14 protein-coding genes are annotated in these 20,592 nt (G+C 60.2%); 5 read left to right on the top strand and 9 right to left on the bottom strand.

Annotated features, from left to right (window positions below):
- The first annotated feature begins 42 nt into the window (after nt 1-42).
- Nucleotides 43-645, top strand: coding sequence for a peptide-methionine (S)-S-oxide reductase MsrA (gene msrA, locus KZO83_RS03870; RefSeq protein WP_247619817.1), 603 nt, complete (start codon nt 43-45; stop codon nt 643-645).
- A 10-nt stretch (nt 646-655) separates the two neighbouring features.
- On the opposite strand, the gene KZO83_RS03865 is transcribed toward msrA, so the two are convergent.
- The 3 genes from KZO83_RS03865 to KZO83_RS03855 form a co-directional block, all read right to left on the bottom strand.
- A complete protein-coding gene (locus KZO83_RS03865; RefSeq protein ID WP_247619816.1) occupies nt 656-1,858 on the bottom strand; it encodes an MFS transporter in 1,203 nt (400 codons plus the stop codon).
- Nucleotides 1,859-1,958: 100 nt separating this feature from the next.
- Nucleotides 1,959-2,567: a C40 family peptidase gene (locus tag KZO83_RS03860; protein ID WP_247619815.1), complete on the bottom strand. Its 609-nt coding sequence runs from the start codon at nt 2,565-2,567 to the stop codon at nt 1,959-1,961.
- Between the two features lie 297 nt (nt 2,568-2,864).
- Nucleotides 2,865-5,321 (bottom strand): DUF1266 domain-containing protein, encoded by a 2,457-nt coding sequence (locus KZO83_RS03855; RefSeq protein ID WP_247619814.1) that lies wholly within the window; start codon nt 5,319-5,321, stop codon nt 2,865-2,867.
- Between the two features lie 204 nt (nt 5,322-5,525).
- Here KZO83_RS03855 and KZO83_RS03850 point away from each other — a divergent pair, with 204 nt between their 5' ends.
- A complete protein-coding gene (locus tag KZO83_RS03850; protein WP_178999488.1) occupies nt 5,526-6,974 on the top strand; it encodes an NAD-dependent succinate-semialdehyde dehydrogenase in 1,449 nt (482 codons plus the stop codon).
- 13 nt (nt 6,975-6,987) lie between these two features.
- Entirely contained in the window at nt 6,988-8,268 is a 1,281-nt protein-coding gene (gene gabT, locus KZO83_RS03845) for a 4-aminobutyrate--2-oxoglutarate transaminase (RefSeq protein ID WP_247619813.1), read from the top strand.
- An 84-nt stretch (nt 8,269-8,352) separates the two neighbouring features.
- On the opposite strand, the gene KZO83_RS03840 is transcribed toward gabT, so the two are convergent.
- From KZO83_RS03840 to KZO83_RS03825, 4 genes are all read right to left on the bottom strand, one after another.
- On the bottom strand, nt 8,353-9,642 hold the full coding sequence (locus tag KZO83_RS03840; RefSeq protein ID WP_247619812.1) for an acyltransferase family protein: 1,290 nt from the start codon (nt 9,640-9,642) through the stop codon (nt 8,353-8,355).
- A 135-nt stretch (nt 9,643-9,777) separates the two neighbouring features.
- The gene (locus KZO83_RS03835; RefSeq protein WP_040243976.1) at nt 9,778-10,020 is read right to left on the bottom strand and encodes a GlsB/YeaQ/YmgE family stress response membrane protein; all 243 of its coding nucleotides are present in this window, start codon (nt 10,018-10,020) and stop codon (nt 9,778-9,780) included.
- Nucleotides 10,021-10,129: 109 nt separating this feature from the next.
- On the bottom strand, nt 10,130-12,631 hold the full coding sequence (gene mdoH, locus KZO83_RS03830; protein ID WP_247619811.1) for a glucans biosynthesis glucosyltransferase MdoH: 2,502 nt from the start codon (nt 12,629-12,631) through the stop codon (nt 10,130-10,132).
- Nucleotides 12,624-14,228: a glucan biosynthesis protein G gene (locus tag KZO83_RS03825; RefSeq protein WP_247619810.1), complete on the bottom strand. Its 1,605-nt coding sequence runs from the start codon at nt 14,226-14,228 to the stop codon at nt 12,624-12,626. Before KZO83_RS03825 ends, mdoH begins: the two co-directional genes overlap by 8 nt.
- Before the next feature lie 255 nt (nt 14,229-14,483).
- Between KZO83_RS03825 and KZO83_RS03820 the strand changes: the two genes are divergently transcribed.
- Both KZO83_RS03820 and KZO83_RS03815 read left to right on the top strand, forming a co-directional pair.
- Nucleotides 14,484-16,013, top strand: a complete 1,530-nt coding sequence (locus KZO83_RS03820; RefSeq protein WP_247619809.1) for a glucosyltransferase domain-containing protein — start codon at nt 14,484-14,486, stop codon at nt 16,011-16,013.
- Nucleotides 16,014-16,211: 198 nt separating this feature from the next.
- Nucleotides 16,212-17,807, top strand: a complete 1,596-nt coding sequence (locus KZO83_RS03815) for a solute:sodium symporter family transporter (protein ID WP_247619808.1) — start codon at nt 16,212-16,214, stop codon at nt 17,805-17,807.
- 161 nt (nt 17,808-17,968) lie between these two features.
- Here KZO83_RS03815 and KZO83_RS03810 read toward each other — a convergent pair whose 3' ends face one another.
- Nucleotides 17,969-19,264, bottom strand: a complete 1,296-nt coding sequence (locus KZO83_RS03810) for an adenylosuccinate synthase (protein WP_247619807.1) — start codon at nt 19,262-19,264, stop codon at nt 17,969-17,971.
- A 33-nt stretch (nt 19,265-19,297) separates the two neighbouring features.
- Nucleotides 19,298-20,479 carry an ATP phosphoribosyltransferase regulatory subunit gene (locus KZO83_RS03805; RefSeq protein ID WP_247619806.1) on the bottom strand — a complete coding sequence of 394 codons (1,182 nt, stop codon included), beginning with the start codon at nt 20,477-20,479 and terminating at the stop codon, nt 19,298-19,300.
- Nucleotides 20,480-20,592: the final 113 nt, after the last annotated feature.

Raw genomic sequence — 20,592 nt, 5'->3', positions numbered from 1 at the left:
GTATCAGCGTGGCCCACTAACCCAACGCTCAGGAGATTCCCGATGCGCTTTCCCGTGCTGGCATTAGCCCTACTCGCAACGCTTGCATCCGTTCCCATCTCCCAGGCGCATGCAGCTCAGCGCGAGGCCATATTTGCCGGCGGCTGTTTCTGGTGCATGGAGCCGCCTTACGACAAACTCGAGGGCGTCGTCTCGACAACCTCCGGTTACATCGGCGGTGATAGTGAGCGTCCCACCTACGAACAAGTCAGCAGCGGCAATACCGGCCATGCCGAGGCGGTCAAGGTCGTCTACGATGATGAGGTCGTCGGCTACGACACGCTGCTCGACGTGTTCTGGCACAATATCGATCCCTTCGCCGAGGGGCGCCAATTCTGCGATGTCGGTAGCCAATACCGTAGCGCCATCTTCCCCCTCGACCAACATCAGCGACGCCTCGCTGAAGCCTCCAAGGAGGCCGTGGAAACGCGCTTCGAGCGCGACGTCAAGACGCGCATCGAAGCGAAGGCGCCCTTCTGGGACGCCGAGGAATACCATCAGAATTTCTACAAGAAAAACCCCGTGCGCTACCGCTTCTACCGTGCCGGTTGCGGTCGGGACGACCGCCTCGAGGCCGTATGGGGCGATGACGCTGGCAAGCCTTGAGAGTAAGCGCTCAGGTCGCCGCTGGCATGTCGACGATGCGTCGCTCGCGACGCCACAACCAAGCCGCCACGCTGAAGGTTCCCAACAACACCAGCAGCGAGGCAGCGATCACGCCGCTCCACTGCCAGCGCGCCCAGAACGGTTCCAGATAGAAACCACCGAGGCTGGCGCCCAGGTAGTAGAACACCAGATACAGCGACGAAGCACTGCCCCGGGCGCGCCGTGCGTGCCGTCCCACCCAGCTCGAGGCCATCGAATGCGCCAGGAAGAACCCCACGGCATTGATCGTCAGCCCCACGATGATCGTGACCAAGGAAGGCATCCATGTGAGTAACGAGCCGCTCATCAAGATACCGATGCCCAGCATCATGCAGGCCGGCTGTGACAAAAGCTGCGCGATACGCCCGGAGAGCGCCGAGCCCACAGTACCGCCGAGATAGGTCAGGAAGATCAGGCCCAACCATTGCGAAGTGAGGGAAAACGGCGCCTCGCTAAGCCGAAACGTCACATAGCTGTATTGATTGATGAAGATGAAAAAGTTGAACCCGCCGATCAGGTAGGCGGCAATCAACCGAGGATCGCGCAAATGCCCCTGCATGTCTCGCGCGGCCTGGCCCACGCGCAACGGCGAAGGGCGGAACTGTCGAGCAGGCGGCAAGGCGCGCCAGAAGACCCAAGTGCATGCCAGGCTCAGGCACGCGATCGCCACGAAACTACTATGCCACCCCCAATGTTCGGCGACCGTACCGCCGATAACGCGTCCGCCGATTCCCCCCAGCGTGTTACCGCTGATATAGAGCCCCACGGCCAGCAAAAGCGCCGGCTTGTTGAATTCATCGCCCATCCAGGCGATTGCCACTGCAGGCAACCCGCCCAGCAGGAACCCCTGCAAGGCACGTAAGGCCAGTAGACTCGCGAAGTTAGGTGCAAATGCCATGGTCAAGGTGCAGAGGCTGGCGAGTACCAACGTGACACGCATGATCGCGGCTCGGCCGATGGCATCGGACAGCGGTCCGTAAAACAGCAGCGACAGTGCCAGCGTCAACATGCTCACCGACATCGCACTCCCCGCCGCCAGTGTCGAGACATCGAAACTCTCGCGAATGGCCGGCAGTAATGGCTGTGCAACGTACAAATTGATGAAGACGGAAAAGGATCCTAGGCACAGTGCCAGGGTTGCGCGCCACCAGGCGCGGGTACGCGGCTCGATCATGACGCCCTCCATGAGTGCATCATGCTTTCGCCGGACGCAGCATTATATAAACGAGACACGAGGAGCCTATCGATCTGGCATGCCGAAACCTGTGAGCCACTCACCCTTCGTGGGGCTGGCGATCAATACGCGCCGCCAACTGAGTTCTGTCCATGGGCCGCCGTGACTGCCAGTAGTGACGATTCCAGTAGACATTGTCGAGGCGTGATAACTTGACGCCCTGTGACGTCGAAGCATGCAGAAAATAACCGTCGTCGACATAGACGCCGACATGGTTGTACGGGCCGGGAGAATGGAAGAAGACCAAGTCGCCGGCTTCAAGCTCGCTGCGCTGAACCCGACGCCCCTCTTGCATTTGTTGCCCGGTGGTACGCGGCAACGCGATATGGAACGCATCGCGATAGACATGCTGCATCAACGCCGAGCAATCGATGCCACGCTGCGTGGTCCCACCGAGACGGTACGGAGTCCCCACCCAGCGCTGATGTTCGGATAGTAGTGCCTTGCGAATACGCACCGGCGATACCAACGCCCGCTGAACGTCGCTGGCGCGAAAGGTGGCCAACGGAGATTCGCGACTTGCATCAGACAGAGCGCCTTCACCGGCCTTGGCGGCCGCGGACAGGGAAGACGATTGTGGAGCGCTATATTGCGGGCTTTGCGTGGCACAGCCACTCAACAGAGCAGCCAATACCCATCCCAATGCCATGGTTCGAAGCATCCAAGCGACCTCATCACACGTATTCAACCTCGCGGATGCCTCGGGGCGCTTGTATGAATGCAAGACGCTGCCCTGCCTTACTAGGCACTACCTGGCGAGGGGGTCGCTGTGGTGGTGGCGCGCGTCGCAGGTGCCACCGCCAGAGCGGCCTAAACTCGACTCGTTAACATGCCATGTGCCCGCTGGAGGGCATCAAGACCGACACGATGATAAAGAAACTCCCGCCTTTTGACGAGAGTCCTCGGAAACGGGATACGAAATGCTTCATCCCGGCGCCCTGCCCGATCAATGCAGCGTCCGCGCATCGCCCGGTAGGGTATCGATATGCAGAGGTGCCCAGTGACGTGCGGGAGCGCCCGGGAAATCGAGACTCGCCCAGCCACCGGACAGTGGCGGTGCGGCCGTCAACCAAGCGGTCAATGCCTCGCCGAATCCCTGCAGAAACGCCTCACGCTCATCGGTCTCGCCCATGAAGAAGGAAAAACCCGCATAAAGCCCTCGGGCGTAATCGTACCAACTCGCATAGTGCGATTGCGCCAAATGAGCGGCACGATCCACCAGGGTGTCGAATTCCACCGCCGACAGCCAGTCCATCTGTCGTCCGGCAATGGCAAGATCGACGGCCTGCGCCACATCCCAGGCGGCCATGTCGTACTCGTTGCACCCCGAGACGTTGTTCTCGACGCGCCGCAAGCGCAGTAGATGATTGCGATCATCCTCGCTGCACTCGCCGGACTCGATGATCGCGACTTCCTCACGCAAGCGCGCGGCATTGAGCGTGTAAGGCGCATAGTTGATCTGATATTCCTGACGATCACCCGCCTCGATCAAGAACCCTAGGAACGCCTTGAGCGCCTCCGCCGACAACAACCCATAATGACTATCGAGCCATTCGCGCAGTTCCTCGCGCTCGCTGCCAACCTCCGGGCCTGGGGCACTCCAGACAGGGGCATTGAGAGGCCCCACCAACGCCAGGGCCGTAAAGCGTGGCAACGACAAGCGCTCGCCGGGCTCAAGCCAGGTAGCATGGTGCCAATCGAGCCAATGGAAGGGGCTTCCGGGATCATCGCGGTGCCAACGGATTTCCGCTACCAGGGACGGCTCGTCCGCCTCGGGCAACGCCGCTTCCCATGCCGCCCACGCCTCGATCAGCGCCTTGGGGCCACTATAAAAGCGGCTCAGCACGCCGCGCAGCGACTCTGCCAGCGTCTCGAGCTCGCGCCGATCGTAATCGCCGCTGTCGGCACACATCATCAGATAGAAGGCGTATTTCTCCGCCATGAATATCGTCGCCGCATGGCGCGTGCAGTGCTTGAGGCCATTGCGTAGCCGTATAGCCTCCGGCATCGCGTGACCAAAGGGCGTTTTCGCCGCGGGCAATGCACCGTGGGCGGCATCGGCGGCCAGTTGATTGAGATGATGCACCTGCCCGGGCAGCCACAAGCTGGCCAGGCCGGCCGTCCCCATGGCAGGTTCAAGACCCAAGGTGTCACGCAGATAGCGACGCGCCTCATCTCGCTGCTGCGAGTCCGGGGGACGATCAATGCCCTGTCGGTACAACAGATCGGGTTCACGCATCGCCGCCAACGCCAGGACCCAATGCCACGCTGGCGCACGCCAGCCGCGTATTGTCTGCCGCGATGTCTCGCGCTGCGTGTCGTTTAGCAGTGCCTCGAGGGGCATCTGCCAGGGGCTCGACCGTGAACGCAACAAGACGTCCCAATCACGCGCGAAATCCGCACGCCGATCGGCCCCCTCGAAAAGGCTACGCCCACGCTGGTAGGCCTTGGCGACGGCCGTCCAGTCGCGATACCGGCGCATCAGCAGATCGCCCGCGTGTGCAGCAAATGCCTCAGCTTCCTGCGCGTCGAGCCAGCCTGCGTTCCAGCCCGCATAGGCTAGATCCGCCAACCGCAGCCAATCCCACGCCGCCCATTCCAGGGTTTCTCCACTGTCGAGGAATGTCAGCATCATATGGCCGTAGTCATGCGCTTCACCGAGCGATTCCCACCATTGATGTCGAGCACTCCCACCCTGGGAGGTCAAGCGCGCGGCATCGAGATCCCATGTATAACGATGCCCTTGTCCACCCAACCACAACAGCATGCGAATCAACTCATCGCGCCCGTCGATGCGCCAGACATCAGCCAACCAGCGCTCCACCTCCGGCCAGTCCAAGTGTGCATCGCACGTTGCGGTCAGCACAGGGGCGAAGACCGCGCGCAGACGCCATACTCCGCTATTCTGATCGATCGGCCACGGTAGCTGGGGAGACCGGTCGGACAACCACTCGGCGAGCACCTCCCAGGTAACGCCGGCCGCTTCGCGCTCGAGTTGCGACAATGCTTCGCATGCCTCGAGAAAGCCGTCATCGTCTTGTGTCCAGTCGATTTGTCCCCGCTCGTGACGCAACGCCGTCAACCATGCGTCCAGCGAGGCATGATGCGCCTGGATATCGGCGGCTATCCACTCCGCCCAGGCGTAGGCGCGGGGAGGGTCCAGCCAGCCGACGGTGCCCGACAACGCCAGCAGTTCAAGTGCCTGTAGCTGGCGCAAGGCCTCGCCCTGCCCCGGCATGCACGCTTCAGCCAAGCGCCAGCCGAGTTCACCCCGTTCGCGCACGTCAAGCAACGCTAGGCGTGCCTGAGCCGTCTCGGGCGGCACACTCAACGGTTCGGGATCAAACGCCCAGCCGCACAGCACCAATTGCTGTGCCCACCAGGCGTTAAGAGGATCGATCAAGACGCACCTCACTAATGGACTCGGCATTCATACAACGGCGCCATAGTGTACCGGAAAGAGGCTGGTGTCGCCGATACGCAAGGCGCGATAACCTGCCCATGCGAGATGCGAAAAATCGCTGGACGCCACCCTAATCAAGTGTTTTAAATAATGCACACACCGTCAAATAATAGACGATGAATCACGCGTCACCCGGAGGCTTCCATGAGTCAACCAACACCTAACATCTTAATCGACCGCGCCTACATAGGGGGCGAATGGCGCGATAGCGAGCGCCGTTTCGCGGTCACCGATCCTGCTACGGGCGAATGCCTGGCGCAGGTCCCCGACCTGGGCGCCGACGAGGCACACGATGCCATCGCCGCCGCCGAAGCCGCGTGGCCGCAATGGCGTCGACGCCCCGCCAAGGAGCGCGCGTCCTTGTTGCGTGCCTGGTTCGAGCTTGTCATGACTCATCGCGAGGCACTGGCGCAACTCATGACCTTGGAACAGGGTAAGCCACTCACCGAGTCGCGCGGTGAGGTCGCCTATGGCGCAAGCTTCATCGAATACTACGCCGAGGAAGCCAAGCGCATCGCTGGCGAAACCTTGCCCGGCCACGGCGCCGACAAGCGTATCCTCGTCATGCGCGAGCCGATCGGCGTGGTTGCCGCCATTACGCCCTGGAACTTCCCGCTGGCGATGATCACCCGAAAATGCGCCCCGGCCTTGGCAGCCGGCTGCCCCGTGGTGATCAAGCCCGCAGAAGCCACGCCGCTGACCGCCCTGGCGTTGGCCAAGCTCGCCGAGGATGCCGGGCTTCCCGCAGGCGTCATCAACGTGCTCACCGCCGAGAAGCCCGCCGAGATCGGCCACGTGCTGACTACCGACCCCCGCGTGCGCAAGGTCTCATTCACCGGCTCGACTCCGGTCGGCAAGCGCTTGCTGGCGCAGTGCGCGGAGACCGTTAAGAAAGCCTCTCTGGAACTAGGCGGCAATGCGCCTTTCGTGGTTTTCGACGATGCCGATCTGGAGGCCGCTGTGGAGGGAGCCATCGCCTCCAAATTTCGCAACTCCGGTCAAACCTGCGTGTGCACCAACCGCTTTCTGGTGCAAGACGGCATCTACGACGCCTTTATTGCTAGGTTCGCCGAGCGCATCGCGGAACTCAAGGTCGGTAACGGTCTCGAGGACGACGTGACCCAAGGCCCCTTGATCAACGCCGCGGCCATCGACAAGGTGCAGGCACACATTGCCGATGCTCGGTCCAAGGGCGCACGCTTGGTGTGTGGTGGCGAACCGCACGCATTGGGCGGCACCTTCTTCCAACCGACCCTGCTCGCCGACGTCACCGCAGACATGCATGTCGCCCGCGAAGAGACATTCGGCCCCGTGGCCCCGGTTTTTCGTTTCACCGACGAGGCCCAAGCCATCGCCATGGCCAACGCCACCGAATTCGGCCTTGCCGCCTATGTCTATGCGCGCGACTATCGACGTATATGGCAAGTGATGGAGGGCCTCGAATACGGCATGGTCGCCATCAACGAAGGGCTTCTATCGACCGAGCTGGCGCCCTTCGGCGGCATCAAGGAGTCCGGTCTGGGACGCGAAGGCTCCCACCACGGTCTCGAGGAATACACCGAGCTAAAATACGTCTGCATGGGCGGACTTTAACAAGGAGGCAAGCATGAACAACGCACAGCTCAATGAACTCAAGACACGTTACGTCGCCAGCGGCGCCGCGAGCCCAGCGACCCAATTTGCCGAGCGTGCCGAAAACGCTCTGATCTGGGACGCCGACGGTAACCGCATCATCGACTTCGCCGGCGGTATCGGCGTGCTCAACGTCGGTCACCGTCACCCCAAGGTGGTGCAAGCGGTCAAGGACCAACTCGACAAGGTGATGCACACCTGTCAGACGGTGATGCCCTATGAGGGCTACGTGAAGGTCGCCGAGAAGCTCAGCCAGCTCACGCCGGTGCGCGGCCATGGCAAGGTAATGCTGGCCAATTCCGGCGCCGAGGCATTGGAAAACGCGGTCAAGGTCGCCCGCGCGGCCACTGGACGCGACAACGTCATCTGCTTCACCGGCGGCTACCACGGCCGCACGTTCATGACCATGGCCATGAACGGCAAGGTCGCCCCCTATGCCACCGACTTCGGCAGCATGCCGGGCAACGTCTTCCGCGCCCCTTATCCGGTACCCTATCACGGGGTCAGCGAGGAAGACGCGCTTAACGGCCTGAGAATGACGCTCAAGACCGACGCCAACCCCCGCGACACCGCCGCCGTGGTGCTTGAGCCGGTGCTCGGGGAAGGCGGCTTCTACGCAGCCTCGCCCAGCTTCCTCAAGGCGGTTCGCGAGATCTGCGACGAGCACGGCATGCTGATGATCGTCGACGAGGTGCAGTCCGGCTTCGGGCGTACCGGCAAGCTGTTCGCCATCGAACACAGCGGCGTCGAGCCGGATATCATCACCATGGCCAAGAGCATGGCCGATGGCATGCCGATCTCCGCCGTGGTCGGTACCGACAAGGTCATGGATGCCTCCGGTGGCAATTCGCTGGGCGGCACCTACACCGGCAGCCCGGTCTCCTGCGCTGCGACTCTCGCGGTACTGGAAGTCTTCGAAGAAGAGAAGATTCTCGAGAAGAGCCAAGCACTGGGCGATAAGTTGGGTGAGCGTTTCGCAAAATGGCAGCAAGACTTCGCCTGCGTCGACAACGTCCGCCACCTGGGCGCCATGGCCGCCTTCGACGTGGTCGCCGACAAGGCCAAGCATACGCCAGATGCTGAACGCACCGGAGCGCTGTGCAAGAAAGCGCGTGAGAAGGGATTGATCCTGCTGTCCTGCGGGCTCTACGGCAATACCATCCGCTTCTTGATGCCGGTGACCATCGAAGACGATATTCTCCAGGAAGGTCTGGATATCATCGAGGCCTGCCTCAAGGAGTTGAGCCACGCGTAAACGCACGAGCGTCATCGCATGATACGAGAGGGGCGCCATATACATGGCCCCCCTCTCGTCGTTCAGCTCAGACAGCAACTAACGTCAGCGCGCCACCTTTTCGGTATGCGACGGCGGCGTCCCCACCCTAGGCAGCAACCAACGCTGCATGGCATTGCGTACCCGCAGTACGAACTGTTCTTGAAACATTACGCAGAACAGCACCGTCAGCAGGAGAAACAACGGATAGAACACCAGCGAGCTGTCACCAGCGGCATCGAAGCAAGCGCGAAATCCGCTCGTGCACAGGGCTGGATCGCCCGCGAACACGCGCTCGGTTCGGGTAAAGATCACGAAAAGCGGAACATGCAGTGCGAACATCGGCAGCGACGCACCGCCCAGCCGACTCGCCAAGCGACGGACACGGCGGCTCTCGGGCGTGCGCCATTGTGTAGCCAGAAGAATCAATGCCAACTGCGCAGGCAGTAACAAGCCATTATGCAGCAGGTAATACCAGGCATGTCCCTGCCCCAACAACCAGACCGCCACCACGACACAGCTGGCCACAAATGCCATCAGCATCAGACGCTGCATGACACTCAGCCAGCCGCCCGCCGCGCGATAGCGGGTATACCACACGCACAGCAGTATTCCCGCCACGAACTCAGGCAAGCGAATCAGGGGGTTGCGGTGCAGGATTCCCGTTTCGGGCATACCGAAGTCGGTCATTGCAATGACTATTAGAGGCGGCAGCAGATAGAGCAAGTTGGTCACGACCAAAGCCCGTCCCGCGTGGCGAAGACGAAAAAGGCGCGGCGCTATCCACGGGAAGACCAAATAAAAGGCCATCAGCGCCGAAATCGACCAGGACGGCGGATTGAAGGTCAGATAATACGGATTCCAAGCATGCAACAGGCTGACATTGAGCACTAGGTTGAGCGCGAGCTCGGCGTTGCTCATGAAATGCTCCAAGGCGCCCGGTGTCGTCTGACCCAGATCGTTGTTGACATCGTAAATGACGAAACGGGGCGACATACCAGCGTCTTGAGGCGTGATGGCGAGGTAACCTATCAACAAGGAAATACCAATCGCCAGCAGCAGAGAGCCTATATGAATCGGGTACAGATTCGAAAAACGCTTGATCCAGAAGCTCCGCGCCGGCTCACGCAGCTTGCGCTGATTGTCTAGATAGACATGGGTCAGCAAGAAACCCGACAGCACGAAAAACGTACTGGTCGAAAAGAAACCGATATCGGTCACGTAATGCGACCAGTCACTGATCGACGGGTAGGTATGCAGAGTATGGAAGATAACGATATAAAGCCCGAGCGCGAAGCGTAACCACTCCAGGCCAATAAAGCGTTCCTTCTGGCCTGACCGTTGTGTCTTGTCCATAAGCACGAGTCTCACAGCAGTTCCGAGAATACTGCATCCACGAAAAGCCCCGGCCTCTCAAAGGGGCCGGGGCAAGGAATTATTCGTTTTCCATATTCAACGAACGCTCTTTAGGGTATCAGTACCCACGGCACGCTACGACTTCCGGACCTTGGCCACGATCCACAGTAGCAACACGGCACCGATCACGGCCATGATCAACGAGCCGATGATATTGGTCTGCGCCAATCCCAGTAGGCTGAAGAGGAAGCCGCCGATAACCGCGCCCACGATGCCGACACCGATGTTGCCGAGGATACCGAAGCCGCCACCGCGCATGATCTTGCCTGCAATCCAGCCGGCCAAGCCCCCGATGATCAACCACAAAATGATGCTCATTCCTTTATCTCCTTCTTTCCTTGAATGCGACGCTACACGAAAGGCCACTCACAGACATCGCCTCCAGCATAGCAGCTAGGCTGGCGGCGATACTTCGTCGCCCGTCGTCTCATCCCGGCACCCGCCATGAGACAGGCGTCGGCGTACCGAGTTCGCGCCAGTCCGGGTGTGCGTCAGGCGATGTCCATACCCAGTGATGCAGCATCGACAGCAACACGGGGTCATCGAGAAAGTTCAATTGGGCCGCAGGCTCCACCTTGATGGGATTCTCGGTAACGACCGCCCTGACCCGTTCCTCTCGACGTTGCCGTAGAAGCGCCGATACGCCATGCCGGCTCGTGGCCAGCGCACACCCTAGCGCATTGGCCATGGGGTCGACGACCACCTGCACGAACGTCGGTGCCGTCGCCTGCTGGGTGCGCATACGTTTCAGGTGACGCACCATGCGCCGCAACACACGCGGAGGGTGCGTCTCTTCGGGAATACGAAACAAGCGCGCGTGCTGACACCAGCGCCCCAGCGACACACGGCTGGAAAATACCGACACCGGGATCGATACCATCAAGGCGCCCACGATGGGCGCCAGCCACCAGAGAAAGGTCGGTTCCATGTAATACACGCCCACGGCCCATACCGCCCCGATGAGCGTCTGAACGCCATGGTGACGCACGGCATCGCCCCACGGCGTATCGCTGTTGTCACGCGACGGAGAACGCCACTGTATGGCGCGTCCCAGAAGCGCCGTCAGTACGAAACGTGTATGAAAAAGCATTCGTACCGGCGCCATCAGCATGGAGAAAAGCGATTCCAGGACCATGCCCGCGCATAGCCGCAAGCCGCCGCCAAACTCCTTGGACCCTTGCGCAATCACCAGGATCACGCTGAGCACCTTGGGCAAGAACAAAAGCGTGGCCGTCGCCGCGAACAATCCCACCGCCATGGTCGGATTCCACTGCGGCCAGACAGGAAACATCATGCCCGGCTCGGGAAAATACTGCGGCGTACTCAACGTATGCACCGCCAGCAAGGCTGTCGACAAGATCAGGAACAAGCACCACAGCGGCGCCGATATGTACGACATCACCCCGGTCAGGAAGACCGCGCGATGCACCGGATGGATGCCCTTGGCCAGAAACAGGCGAAAGTTCATCAAGTTGCCGTGGCACCAGCGGCGGTCGCGATTGAGTTCGTCGAGAAGGTTGGGTGGCATCTCTTCGTAACTGCCATCCAGATTGTAGGCGATCCACACGCCCCACCCTGCCCGACGCATCAACGCCGCTTCGACGAAATCGTGAGACAGAATTTCCCCGGAAAGCGAGCCTTTCCCAGGCAGCGGTGCCAGCATGCAGTGACGCATGAAGGGGGCCAAACGAATGATCGCGTTATGCCCCCAATAATGCGACTCGCCTAACTGCCAAAAATGCAGCCCCGCCGTGAATAGCGGTCCATAGACACGCGTCGCGAACTGCTGCATGCGCGCATAGAGGTTCAAGCGACCGGAGGCACGCGGTGCAGACTGGATAATCCCGGCCTTGGGATGCGCTTCCATCAATCGCACCAGACGCGTCAAGCACGCACCGCTCATGACGCTGTCGGCATCCAGCACCACCATGTAGCGATAATTAACGCCCCAACGCCGGCAGAAGTCGTCGATATTGCCGCTCTTGCGCTTCATGCGGCGCTGGCGACGGCGATAGAAGACACGGTCGAAGGCATCCAGCTCACGACACAACGCCAGCCAGGCGTGCGTCTCCGCAATCGCCAGCTCGGGATCGAAGGTATCGCTCAAAATGAAGAGGTCGAAGTGACGTTCCTGGCCGCTATCGCGCAGCGACTCGAGCGTGGCTCGCACACCGGCAAAAACGCGCGCCACATCCTCATTACAGATAGGCACGACCAACGCCGTGCGCGCCGCTTCGTCGATCGGCGCATCCTCTTGCACATCACGGGCATCGATCGCGTAGCGGTCGCGTCCGCGCAAAAGCTGAAAGAACCCCATGAGGGCCGTCCAGAATCCCGCCGAGACCCAGCAAAACAACAGCACGAACAGCGTCAGAATGGCGACTTCGAGCGCTTGCTTCCCTTGATAGGGCAACACCGAACGCATGTATTCCGCCGCCACCAGACTTTGCCCTACCACCAGGAGCAACAGAATCTTACGACGCAGCCTGCCGACTTTCTGCCAACGCGGGGTCGGCATGGCATCCGACCCGCCCTTTTGACGTCGACGAAAGCCACGCTCTACCCAGTTGCGCGTACGCTGAGCATAACGCACGAAAGGATTGGTCGCCCATGGCTCCGGTGCCAGGGGTGTGCGGACTATGGGCGGCGTAGTACAAAGCCGCGTAATGCCTTGCGCGTCCGTCGTGAGCACGGTGGGCGGCGCCAACGGACGGGCGCTATACGCAAGCGACAAGCGCGCGCCCACCGACGCCGACGCCGGATCATCTTCCGAGACCTCGCGCGCACCGAGGCTCGAGTGCAAGGCTTCCATGCCTTGTTCATCGAGGCGACTCGCGAGCAGTTCGCGGCGCGCCCCTCGGGAATCCGTTTCCTGTGCCAGACGTTCGAGATAATCGCCGGTCACTGTATCAGCTTGTGTATCAACCATTGGCGGGGAGCCGGTAATACCAGGTTTCCGAAAGCCGCTCATCTCCATCTTTCAGGTAAGCGCGAATATCCAGAGGTTGACTGTCATCGCTACGCTTGACGCGCACGAACATTCGCCACCCCCCTTCGGCGTCATTGGGAACGACACGACTTTCGACCAGTTCGCCGTTTTCTCCGACGGAGGCATCGACTTGCATGCTGGCACCGTCCTTGATCGATTCCAGCCCCGGTCCCTTGAAGTCGACGATGAACGCTAGCGAACCATCGGTCTCACGCACCAAGTTGTCTTTACGTACCTCGCCTTGCGAGCGACGCGTCTGGCCAGCCCAGGATAAATCGGGACTATGGAACTTGGCTTCGTGCGTCGTCCAGTACATACGATAATTGAAGTCGAGTTCATCGCCCGCTTGCGGCGCTTCGTCGGGCTTCCACAAGGTGACGATATTATCGTTGGTTTCGTCTGGCGTGGGGATCTGGATCAGTTCGACTTGGCCCTTGCCCCAGTCGCCTTGAGGCTCGATCCACACGCTTGGACGACGATCATAGCGATCTTTGAGATCTTCATAATCATGAAAGTCGTGACTGCGCTGCAGCAGTCCGAATCCCTTGAGAGAGTCGACATCTTGCTCGTCGACCATCAACTTGTTGGGATTGGCAAGCGGGCGCCAGACCCAGTCTTCCTTGCCCCCTTCCGCTTTTTTGCCTCCGTCGTGCACCAACAGACCATTGGAATCGTGAATCGCCGGCCGATAGTTGAGTGAGTTTGTAGGCTGGCCAGGGCCATACAAGTACATACTCGTCAGCGGTGCGACCCCCAGTTTTTCCACGGCGTTGCGCATGAAGAGATGCGATGTCACATCGACGACGGTGTCTTCGCCAGGACGAAGAACGAAGCGATAAGCACCGGCAAGGCTCGGTGAATCGAGCAGTGCGAACACCGTTAGATACTGGCTGTCGTTGCTTGGCTTGACGACCCAGAACTCACGAAACGCGGGGAACTCCTCACCACTGGGTAGCGCCGTATCGATCGCCAGACCACGACCGGATGCACCATAGGTCTGATCACGCCCCAAGGTGCGGAAATAACTCGCCCCCTGAAAAGCCATGACTTCATTCATGCGATCGGCGTCATTGAGCGCATTGGTCACCTTGAATCCCGCAAACCCGAGGCCCTCGAGATCTTCCTCGGGAATATCCAGGTCACCGTATGCGAAATCGTCGGGATCGAAGGAAATGTCTTCCACTTCACCTTCCACCACGGTGTGTATCTTCACCGAAGTGTCGTAGTGCATCCCTTTATGAAAGAAAGCAAGATTGAAGGGTAGGTCTTCGTCTTCCCACAGCGCGTGCCCATCTTTGGTATGGATCTTGGCGTAATCCGCGTACTCCAGATTGCTCAGCGATTCCGGCAAGTTCGTGTCGGGTGCTTGGTACCCTTGCTCGGAAAGTTGTTCGGCTTTCTTGACCACATCCTCGAAGCCAAAGGCCATACATGCCTGCGCCGCGAAGGCTAACCATACGCCCAGCATGCCCGCGAGAGGGCGACTACAACGACGCGAGGAAATTGCCGTCAAAAAATGTCGATTCGGTACACTCACATTACTACTCCCTTGCGGCTTTTCAGGGGCAAGTCCCCCCTTTACGTCACATTCTTCGGCTGAACACACTAGTGTATGCAATACACCCAACGAAGATGAAAGTTCCAGAGGCGACGCAGATTGATGAGACGAGAAGCCCTCCATGCTCCCGATACGAGAGCTTAGCATCACGCAGGGCATGAAGGGAGCCCACCGGCAGCGTTGTCGTCACATTGCGCTCATCCACGCTTTCTCTCACACCACTAAGGGTACCTGATGTCGATACCGTCAACTCTGCCTCCCTCTCGCACGCCGAGCCCCGATGCCTGGCGATGGGCGGGAATCTTCATTGGTCTTGTGCTGGCCACTTATCCGATCGTGGCGGCCGATCGTCTCTACCTCGACGATATCTGGCGCAGCATGTATGGCGAGCCCGGTTGGACCTCGAATGCGCGCCCTCTTGCCGATGTCGTCATGCTCACGCTCAATCAGGGCACGCGTGTCGTCGAGCTGGCTCCACTTCCTTTATGGCTGGGATTGGCCAGCGTCGCGACAATGCTCGTTGCGCTACGTCAGGCCTTTGTGCAATTCAGTGACGGCCACGCCTGGCTTGCGATGACGTTGTTGGTGCTGCAACCCTTCTTCCTGCAGAACCTTTCCTATCAGTTCGATGCCTTGCCCATGGCACTTGCCGTCAGCTGCGCCGGGCTAGCCCTCGCCGCCGGCATGAGAGCGTCACTGGGAAAGGGCGTCATGCTATCGGTCATCGGCTTATTCGCCAGTCTATGCTTCTATCAGGCGGCGGTGAGCGTTTACTTCGTGTTACTCGCTTTTCATGCTCTGCTCAGCCTGGCCACGCATGGCACACTCCAATGGCGGCGCCATGTCGGCTTGCTAGCCGCTGGCGCCGTCACGCTCGTGGGGTACAAGCTGATGTCGGGTTGGTGGCTGGCTGGCGGCTATAGCCTGTCGCATAGCCAGATGGCCGCCCCCGCGACACTGCCCATTCATATTTTCGACAATACTCTGACCTTCTGGCGCTATGCAGCCAGGACACTCGCAGGAGCGCCTTGGTGGGGTCTATCGGCCACGACCCTGATCGCATTGATCGGCCTGATCCTCGGCACCCTGCGCCCTGCACAGGCCAAGCGCTCCCTTGCATGGCCCTGGCGGCTCTTGCTCATGGTGGTCATCTTGCTGCTGCTACCGCTTGGTTCGCTGGGCATCATGGCGGCGCTTGAAGATCCTCTCTGGCGTCCGCGCACCTTCATCGGGTTCGGCGCCTTGTGCGCCGGCTCACTGTTTTGTGCAGTGGCTACCTGTGAGCATTACGGATGGCGCCGCTTAGGCGTGTCGATGCTCATTCTCGTACTGGGCGGTGCCACGGTGATCGCATATGCCTACGGCAATGCCCAGGGCAGTCAGAAAGCGTTCGAGGAAAGCGTGTCGCGCCAGCTAGTCGACGACCTGCGACGATTCGAGGCAAGTGGCCCCCTCGTTGTCTTCGGTACTCTCCCGCTCAGTCAGAGCGCCCACAACACCGTGCGTGCATTCCCCGTACTCAAGATACTCATGGGCAGCTATCTAGACAACGGCTACTGGTGGGGCTACCAAAACCTCTACCGCTTGGGCTTGCCCCAACGTTACGAGTTCAATGGCGACCAGGCACTGCGCGACGCCTTCGCCAACCACTGCACTAGCCTCGAGCCTCTTCTGGAACGTGGCTGGTACACCCTATATCGGTGGCAGGACGCCACCTTCGTCGCCTTGGATGAGGGCTGTCGCCAGGACACTAGCAACCCATAAAGCGAGTTACACAGACATTACTGGAGCAATGTCAGACAAATGGGGAATGGTAGTTTTCTGTTTGCCGGCTAAAATTCGTCCTCACGATGTAGTGTTCGACACGCCCGTGCGCTTGAAGACTGACGATATGACAAGGCCATGTCGCGGGCCTTCAATCGACACGGCCATGACCCATGAAAGTCCAAGGATGCCTATTCCATGCATGCCCTGACGCTGATCTCGTTTCTTTTCTTCACGGGGCTCGTCGCACTGATCACCTGGCTGATCACGCGCCGAGATGACCTGCGTAGCACCCGCGGCTACTTCTTGGCCGGCCGTAGCCTGACCTTTCCGCTGATCGCCGGCTCACTGTTGATGACCAACCTCTCCACCGAACAGATGGTGGGGCTCAACGGGGCCGCCTTCACCGATGGCTTGAGTGTCATGGCGTGGGAGGTCGTTGCGGTCGTTGCCCTGGTGCTGCTGGCGCTCTTCTTTCTGCCACGCTTCCTGCGTAGCGGGATCGCGACCGTACCGCAACTGCTGGAGATCCGCTTCGATCACGGCACGCAGTTGATCTGTAACATCATCTTCCTGATCGCCTATGCGGTGATCCTGCTCCCGATCGTGCTGTATTCCGGGGCGATCGGTTTGCAAGGCATGCTCGATCTCCCGGGGCTGACAGGCATCGAATCGAGCAGCTTTCTGCTGTGGGCGACCGTATGGATCGTGGGCCTGATCGGCGCCGTGTATGCGCTCTTCGGGGGGCTGCGGACGGTGGCCGTGTCCGATACGCTCAATGGGGTCGGGCTACTCATCGGCGGCCTCTTGATCGTGTTTTTCGCGCTCAACGCCGTCAGCGATGGCGGAGGCATCCTGGCCGGCTGGGATATCCTCAACGAACAGCACCCCGAGATGTTCAATTCGATGGGGCGCGAGGATCAGGCCGTACCGTTCGCCACGCTATTCACCGGCGTCTTCCTGATCAACCTGTTCTACTGGACCACCAACCAACAGATCATTCAGCGCACCTTCGCCGCCAAGACACTCGCCGAAGGCCAGAAGGGTGTTCTGCTGACCGGTTTCTTCAAGCTTCTCGGCCCCTTGTACCTCGTACTGCCGGGCATCATCGCGTATCACATGTATGCCGACCAGGGCGTCCAGGCCGATGAAGCCTACGGCCACCTGGTGTTCGACATCCTGCCCCCTTACCTGACCGGCTTTTTCGCTGCCGTGATGGTCGGCGCCATCCTGTCGTCGTTCAACTCGGCGCTCAACAGCACCACGACGCTGTTCAGCCTGGGCATCTACAAAGGCGTCATCAAGAAAGATGCCACGGAAGCGCAAGTGGTTAAGTCAGGCAAGATCTTTGGCTGGATCATGGCCATTGCCGCCATGGTCATCGCACCGCTTCTCGCGGGCCAGGAAAGCCTGTTCAGCTACTTGCAGACGATGAACGCCATTTATTTCATTCCCATCCTGGCCGTGGTCCTAGTGGGGCTGCTCACCAAGCGCGTTCCCGCGATTGCAGCCAAGATAGGCTTGGTCGCGGGCTGCTTATTGATAGCGGCGGGATATTTCATACCGCCCTTCAACAAGATTCTCGACGTCACTAGTCAATACCATTTCGTAGCAGGCGTCTTCGTGCTGCTAATCGCCATCATGCTGATCATCGGCAAGGTCTGCCCACGCGGAACCAAGTGGGTTCACCAGGATGCGGGCGAAGTCGATCTAACTCCCTGGAAGGGCGCTTGGCCTGTGGGCTTGGTACTCGTCCTGTGCGTCATTGCCATCTATGCCGCCTTCGCCGGCTAAACGACTTCCCTCAGCAACACGTAAAAAAGCTCGCGCCGGTAACGGCGCGAGCTTTTTCATTGTCTTTCATAGTCAGCGTGACAAGGCCGGCTCTAAAAACCTAAGCTCCTGCACGAAAACGCCCGACCGGGCATTGCCCAGGAACCAGGCAAGCGGCCCATCTAGTCAGAGAACGGGTTGCGCAGCACGATGGTCTCGTTGCGATCAGGCCCCGTCGAAATGATGTCGATCGGCACGCCCGTCTGCTCCTCTAGAAAGCTGATATAGGCGCGTGCATTATTGGGCAGGTCCTCGATACGCTTGACTCCCAACGTCGACGCACTCCAGCCGGGCAGATCCTGATAAAGCGGTTCGATGACCTCATAACCTTCGGAGTCGACGGGGTTATCGATAGTAGCGCCATCCTTGCTGCGATATCCCACGCAAACCCGGATGTTTTCCAGGCCATCGAGCACATCCAGCTTGGTCAGGCATAGCCCGGAAACCGAGTTGATCTGCACCGCGTGGCGTAGCGCCACGGCATCGAACCAGCCACAGCGTCGCGCGCGGCCCGTCGTGGCACCGAACTCATGGCCTTTCTCCGCCAAGTGGCGACCGAATTCATCGAAAATCTCGGTGGGGAACGGCCCCGACCCGACACGCGTAGTATAGGCCTTGGTAATCCCCAGCACGTAATCAAGATATAGCGGCCCCACGCCCGAGCCCGTCGCCGTGCCCCCTGCTGTGGTATTAGAGCTGGTCACATACGGATAAGTGCCGTGGTCGATATCCAGCAACGAGCCCTGCGCCCCTTCGAACAGGATGTTATCGCCGGCCTTACGCATTTGATGGACCAACGACACGGTATCGCAGACCATCGGGCGCAGTTCTTCGGCCATTTCCATCGCCTGGTCGAGTACCTGCTGAAAATCCACCGGTGACTCGTTGTGATACTGCGTCAGCACAAAATTGTGGTAGTCGAGTACCTCGCCCAGCTTCGACGCGAAACGCTCGCGATGCAGGATATCGCCGAGACGCAGCCCACGCCGTGCAACCTTGTCTTCATAGGCCGGCCCGATTCCACGGCCGGTCGTGCCGATTTTGGCAACGCCACGCGCCTTTTCGCGCGCCTGATCGAGACGCACGTGATACGGAAGAATCAGAGGACAGGCCGGGGATAAGCGAAGCCGTTCACGCACGGGCACGCCTTTCGCTTCCAGCTCGCGGATTTCTTCCATCAGCGCTTCCGGCGAGAGCACCACCCCATTGCCGATCACGCAGGTTTTATCGGCACGCAACACCCCGGAGGGGATCAGGTGCAGGACGGTTTTTTCGCCATCGATCACAAGCGTATGGCCGGCGTTGTGCCCCCCCTGAAAACGGACCACCGTGGCGGCGGATTCCGTCAGCAGGTCGACGACCTTGCCCTTGCCTTCGTCACCCCACTGGGTGCCCAATACGACTACGTTCTTGCCCATTGCTTTCGTCTCTCGATCAAAGGATCCGCCGATTTACGCGAGCGGTTCGACCCGCCATTCGCCGTTGGTTTCCACTAATTGTCGATCGCAACGCTGTTCGCGAGGCCCCACACGCTGCCCTGGCAATGCTTGAATGACGCGCTCGCCGGAAGCGCGCAGATGCGCAATGGCCTGGGTGAGCGTGGCACGCTCATCGGCAGGCGCCCAAATGGCGTCACCACGCGGACCGCTTTCGATCAGCGAGGCCAACAGTTTGAGATCCATGGAAAATCCCGTCGCCGGGCGCGCCCGACCGAAGGCGCGTCCGGTGTCATCGTAGCGCCCGCCCTTGGCCAAAGCCTGCCCATAACCCGGCACATACGCCGCAAACACCATCCCCGTGTGGTATTGATACCCACGCAGCTCAGCCAGGTCGATATACACCTCGGCCTGTAGGTGATTGGCCGTGACGGCACGGCATAATGCTTGCAGCTCATCCAGTGCCGCCGCGACTGCGGGAGGCGCTCCTGCAAAGACCTCGCGAGCCTGATCAAGCATCTCCTGGCCCCCGTACAGACGCGGCAATGTTTGCAGCATCTCGGCCAACGCGGGGTCACGCACATCCCGCGCGACCAGGGCATCGACGTCGTTGAAGGCCTTGCGCTCGATGGCTTCGAAAAGCGCATACTCGCTTTCCGCATTCAATGCCGCCGCGTGCACCAAGGCACGATAGATGCCGATATGACTGAGCGCCAGGTGAGTTTCGCCCGCCCCGGCGACTTCCAGCCCCGTGAGCGCCAACCGCAAGACCTCGATGTCGGCATCCAACCCCGCATGGCCGAACAGCTCCACCCCCACCTGAGTCGGGCTGCGGCCGCCCTGATGCTGATCGGCTTTGGCACGCAATACGGTCGTGCAATAGCAGAGCCGCGCCGGCCCATTGCGCTGCAGCGAGTGCGCATCCATACGCGCCACCTGCGGCGTCACATCCGCGCTGGCGCCCATCATCCGTCCGGAGAGCTGGTCGGTCAGCTTGAATGTCTGCAGATCGAGATCGGTCCCCGTGCCGGTCAAAAGCGAATCGAGAAACTCGACCGTCGGAGGAATCACCAGGTCATATCCCCAGCGATCATAGAGATCGAGCAACGCACGACGCAGTTGTTCCATGCGCGTCGCCTGAGGCGGAAGTACTTCATCCATGCCGTCGGGAAGCAGCCAGCGGTCAGCGATGGTCATTTTTCGGTCCTGCCAGAAATGAGTGGCGTATTGGCATCGTCGGCTGAGGGCGAGACGACACGAACGCTGACACGTCATGTCGGAGTCGCATACCGAGCCCGTCGCGAATCGCC

This window comes from Chromohalobacter moromii (genome assembly GCF_023091865.1).
Taxonomy (GTDB): domain Bacteria; phylum Pseudomonadota; class Gammaproteobacteria; order Pseudomonadales; family Halomonadaceae; genus Chromohalobacter; species Chromohalobacter moromii.
Note: the sequence above shows the minus strand (reverse complement) of the source record. Positions and strands in the feature narration are given on the sequence as shown.

Coding starts and splice junctions, on each gene's coding strand:
- msrA (WP_247619817.1), top strand. CDS start 43: ATGCGCTTTCCCGTGCTGGCATTAGCCCTACTCGCAACGCTTGCATCC.
- KZO83_RS03865 (WP_247619816.1), bottom strand. CDS start 1,858: ATGATCGAGCCGCGTACCCGCGCCTGGTGGCGCGCAACCCTGGCACTG.
- KZO83_RS03860 (WP_247619815.1), bottom strand. CDS start 2,567: ATGGCATTGGGATGGGTATTGGCTGCTCTGTTGAGTGGCTGTGCCACG.
- KZO83_RS03850 (WP_178999488.1), top strand. CDS start 5,526: ATGAGTCAACCAACACCTAACATCTTAATCGACCGCGCCTACATAGGG.
- gabT (WP_247619813.1), top strand. CDS start 6,988: ATGAACAACGCACAGCTCAATGAACTCAAGACACGTTACGTCGCCAGC.
- KZO83_RS03840 (WP_247619812.1), bottom strand. CDS start 9,642: ATGGACAAGACACAACGGTCAGGCCAGAAGGAACGCTTTATTGGCCTG.
- KZO83_RS03835 (WP_040243976.1), bottom strand. CDS start 10,020: ATGAGCATCATTTTGTGGTTGATCATCGGGGGCTTGGCCGGCTGGATT.
- mdoH (WP_247619811.1), bottom strand. CDS start 12,631: ATGGTTGATACACAAGCTGATACAGTGACCGGCGATTATCTCGAACGT.
- KZO83_RS03820 (WP_247619809.1), top strand. CDS start 14,484: ATGTCGATACCGTCAACTCTGCCTCCCTCTCGCACGCCGAGCCCCGAT.
- KZO83_RS03815 (WP_247619808.1), top strand. CDS start 16,212: ATGCATGCCCTGACGCTGATCTCGTTTCTTTTCTTCACGGGGCTCGTC.
- KZO83_RS03810 (WP_247619807.1), bottom strand. CDS start 19,264: ATGGGCAAGAACGTAGTCGTATTGGGCACCCAGTGGGGTGACGAAGGC.
- KZO83_RS03805 (WP_247619806.1), bottom strand. CDS start 20,479: ATGACCATCGCTGACCGCTGGCTGCTTCCCGACGGCATGGATGAAGTA.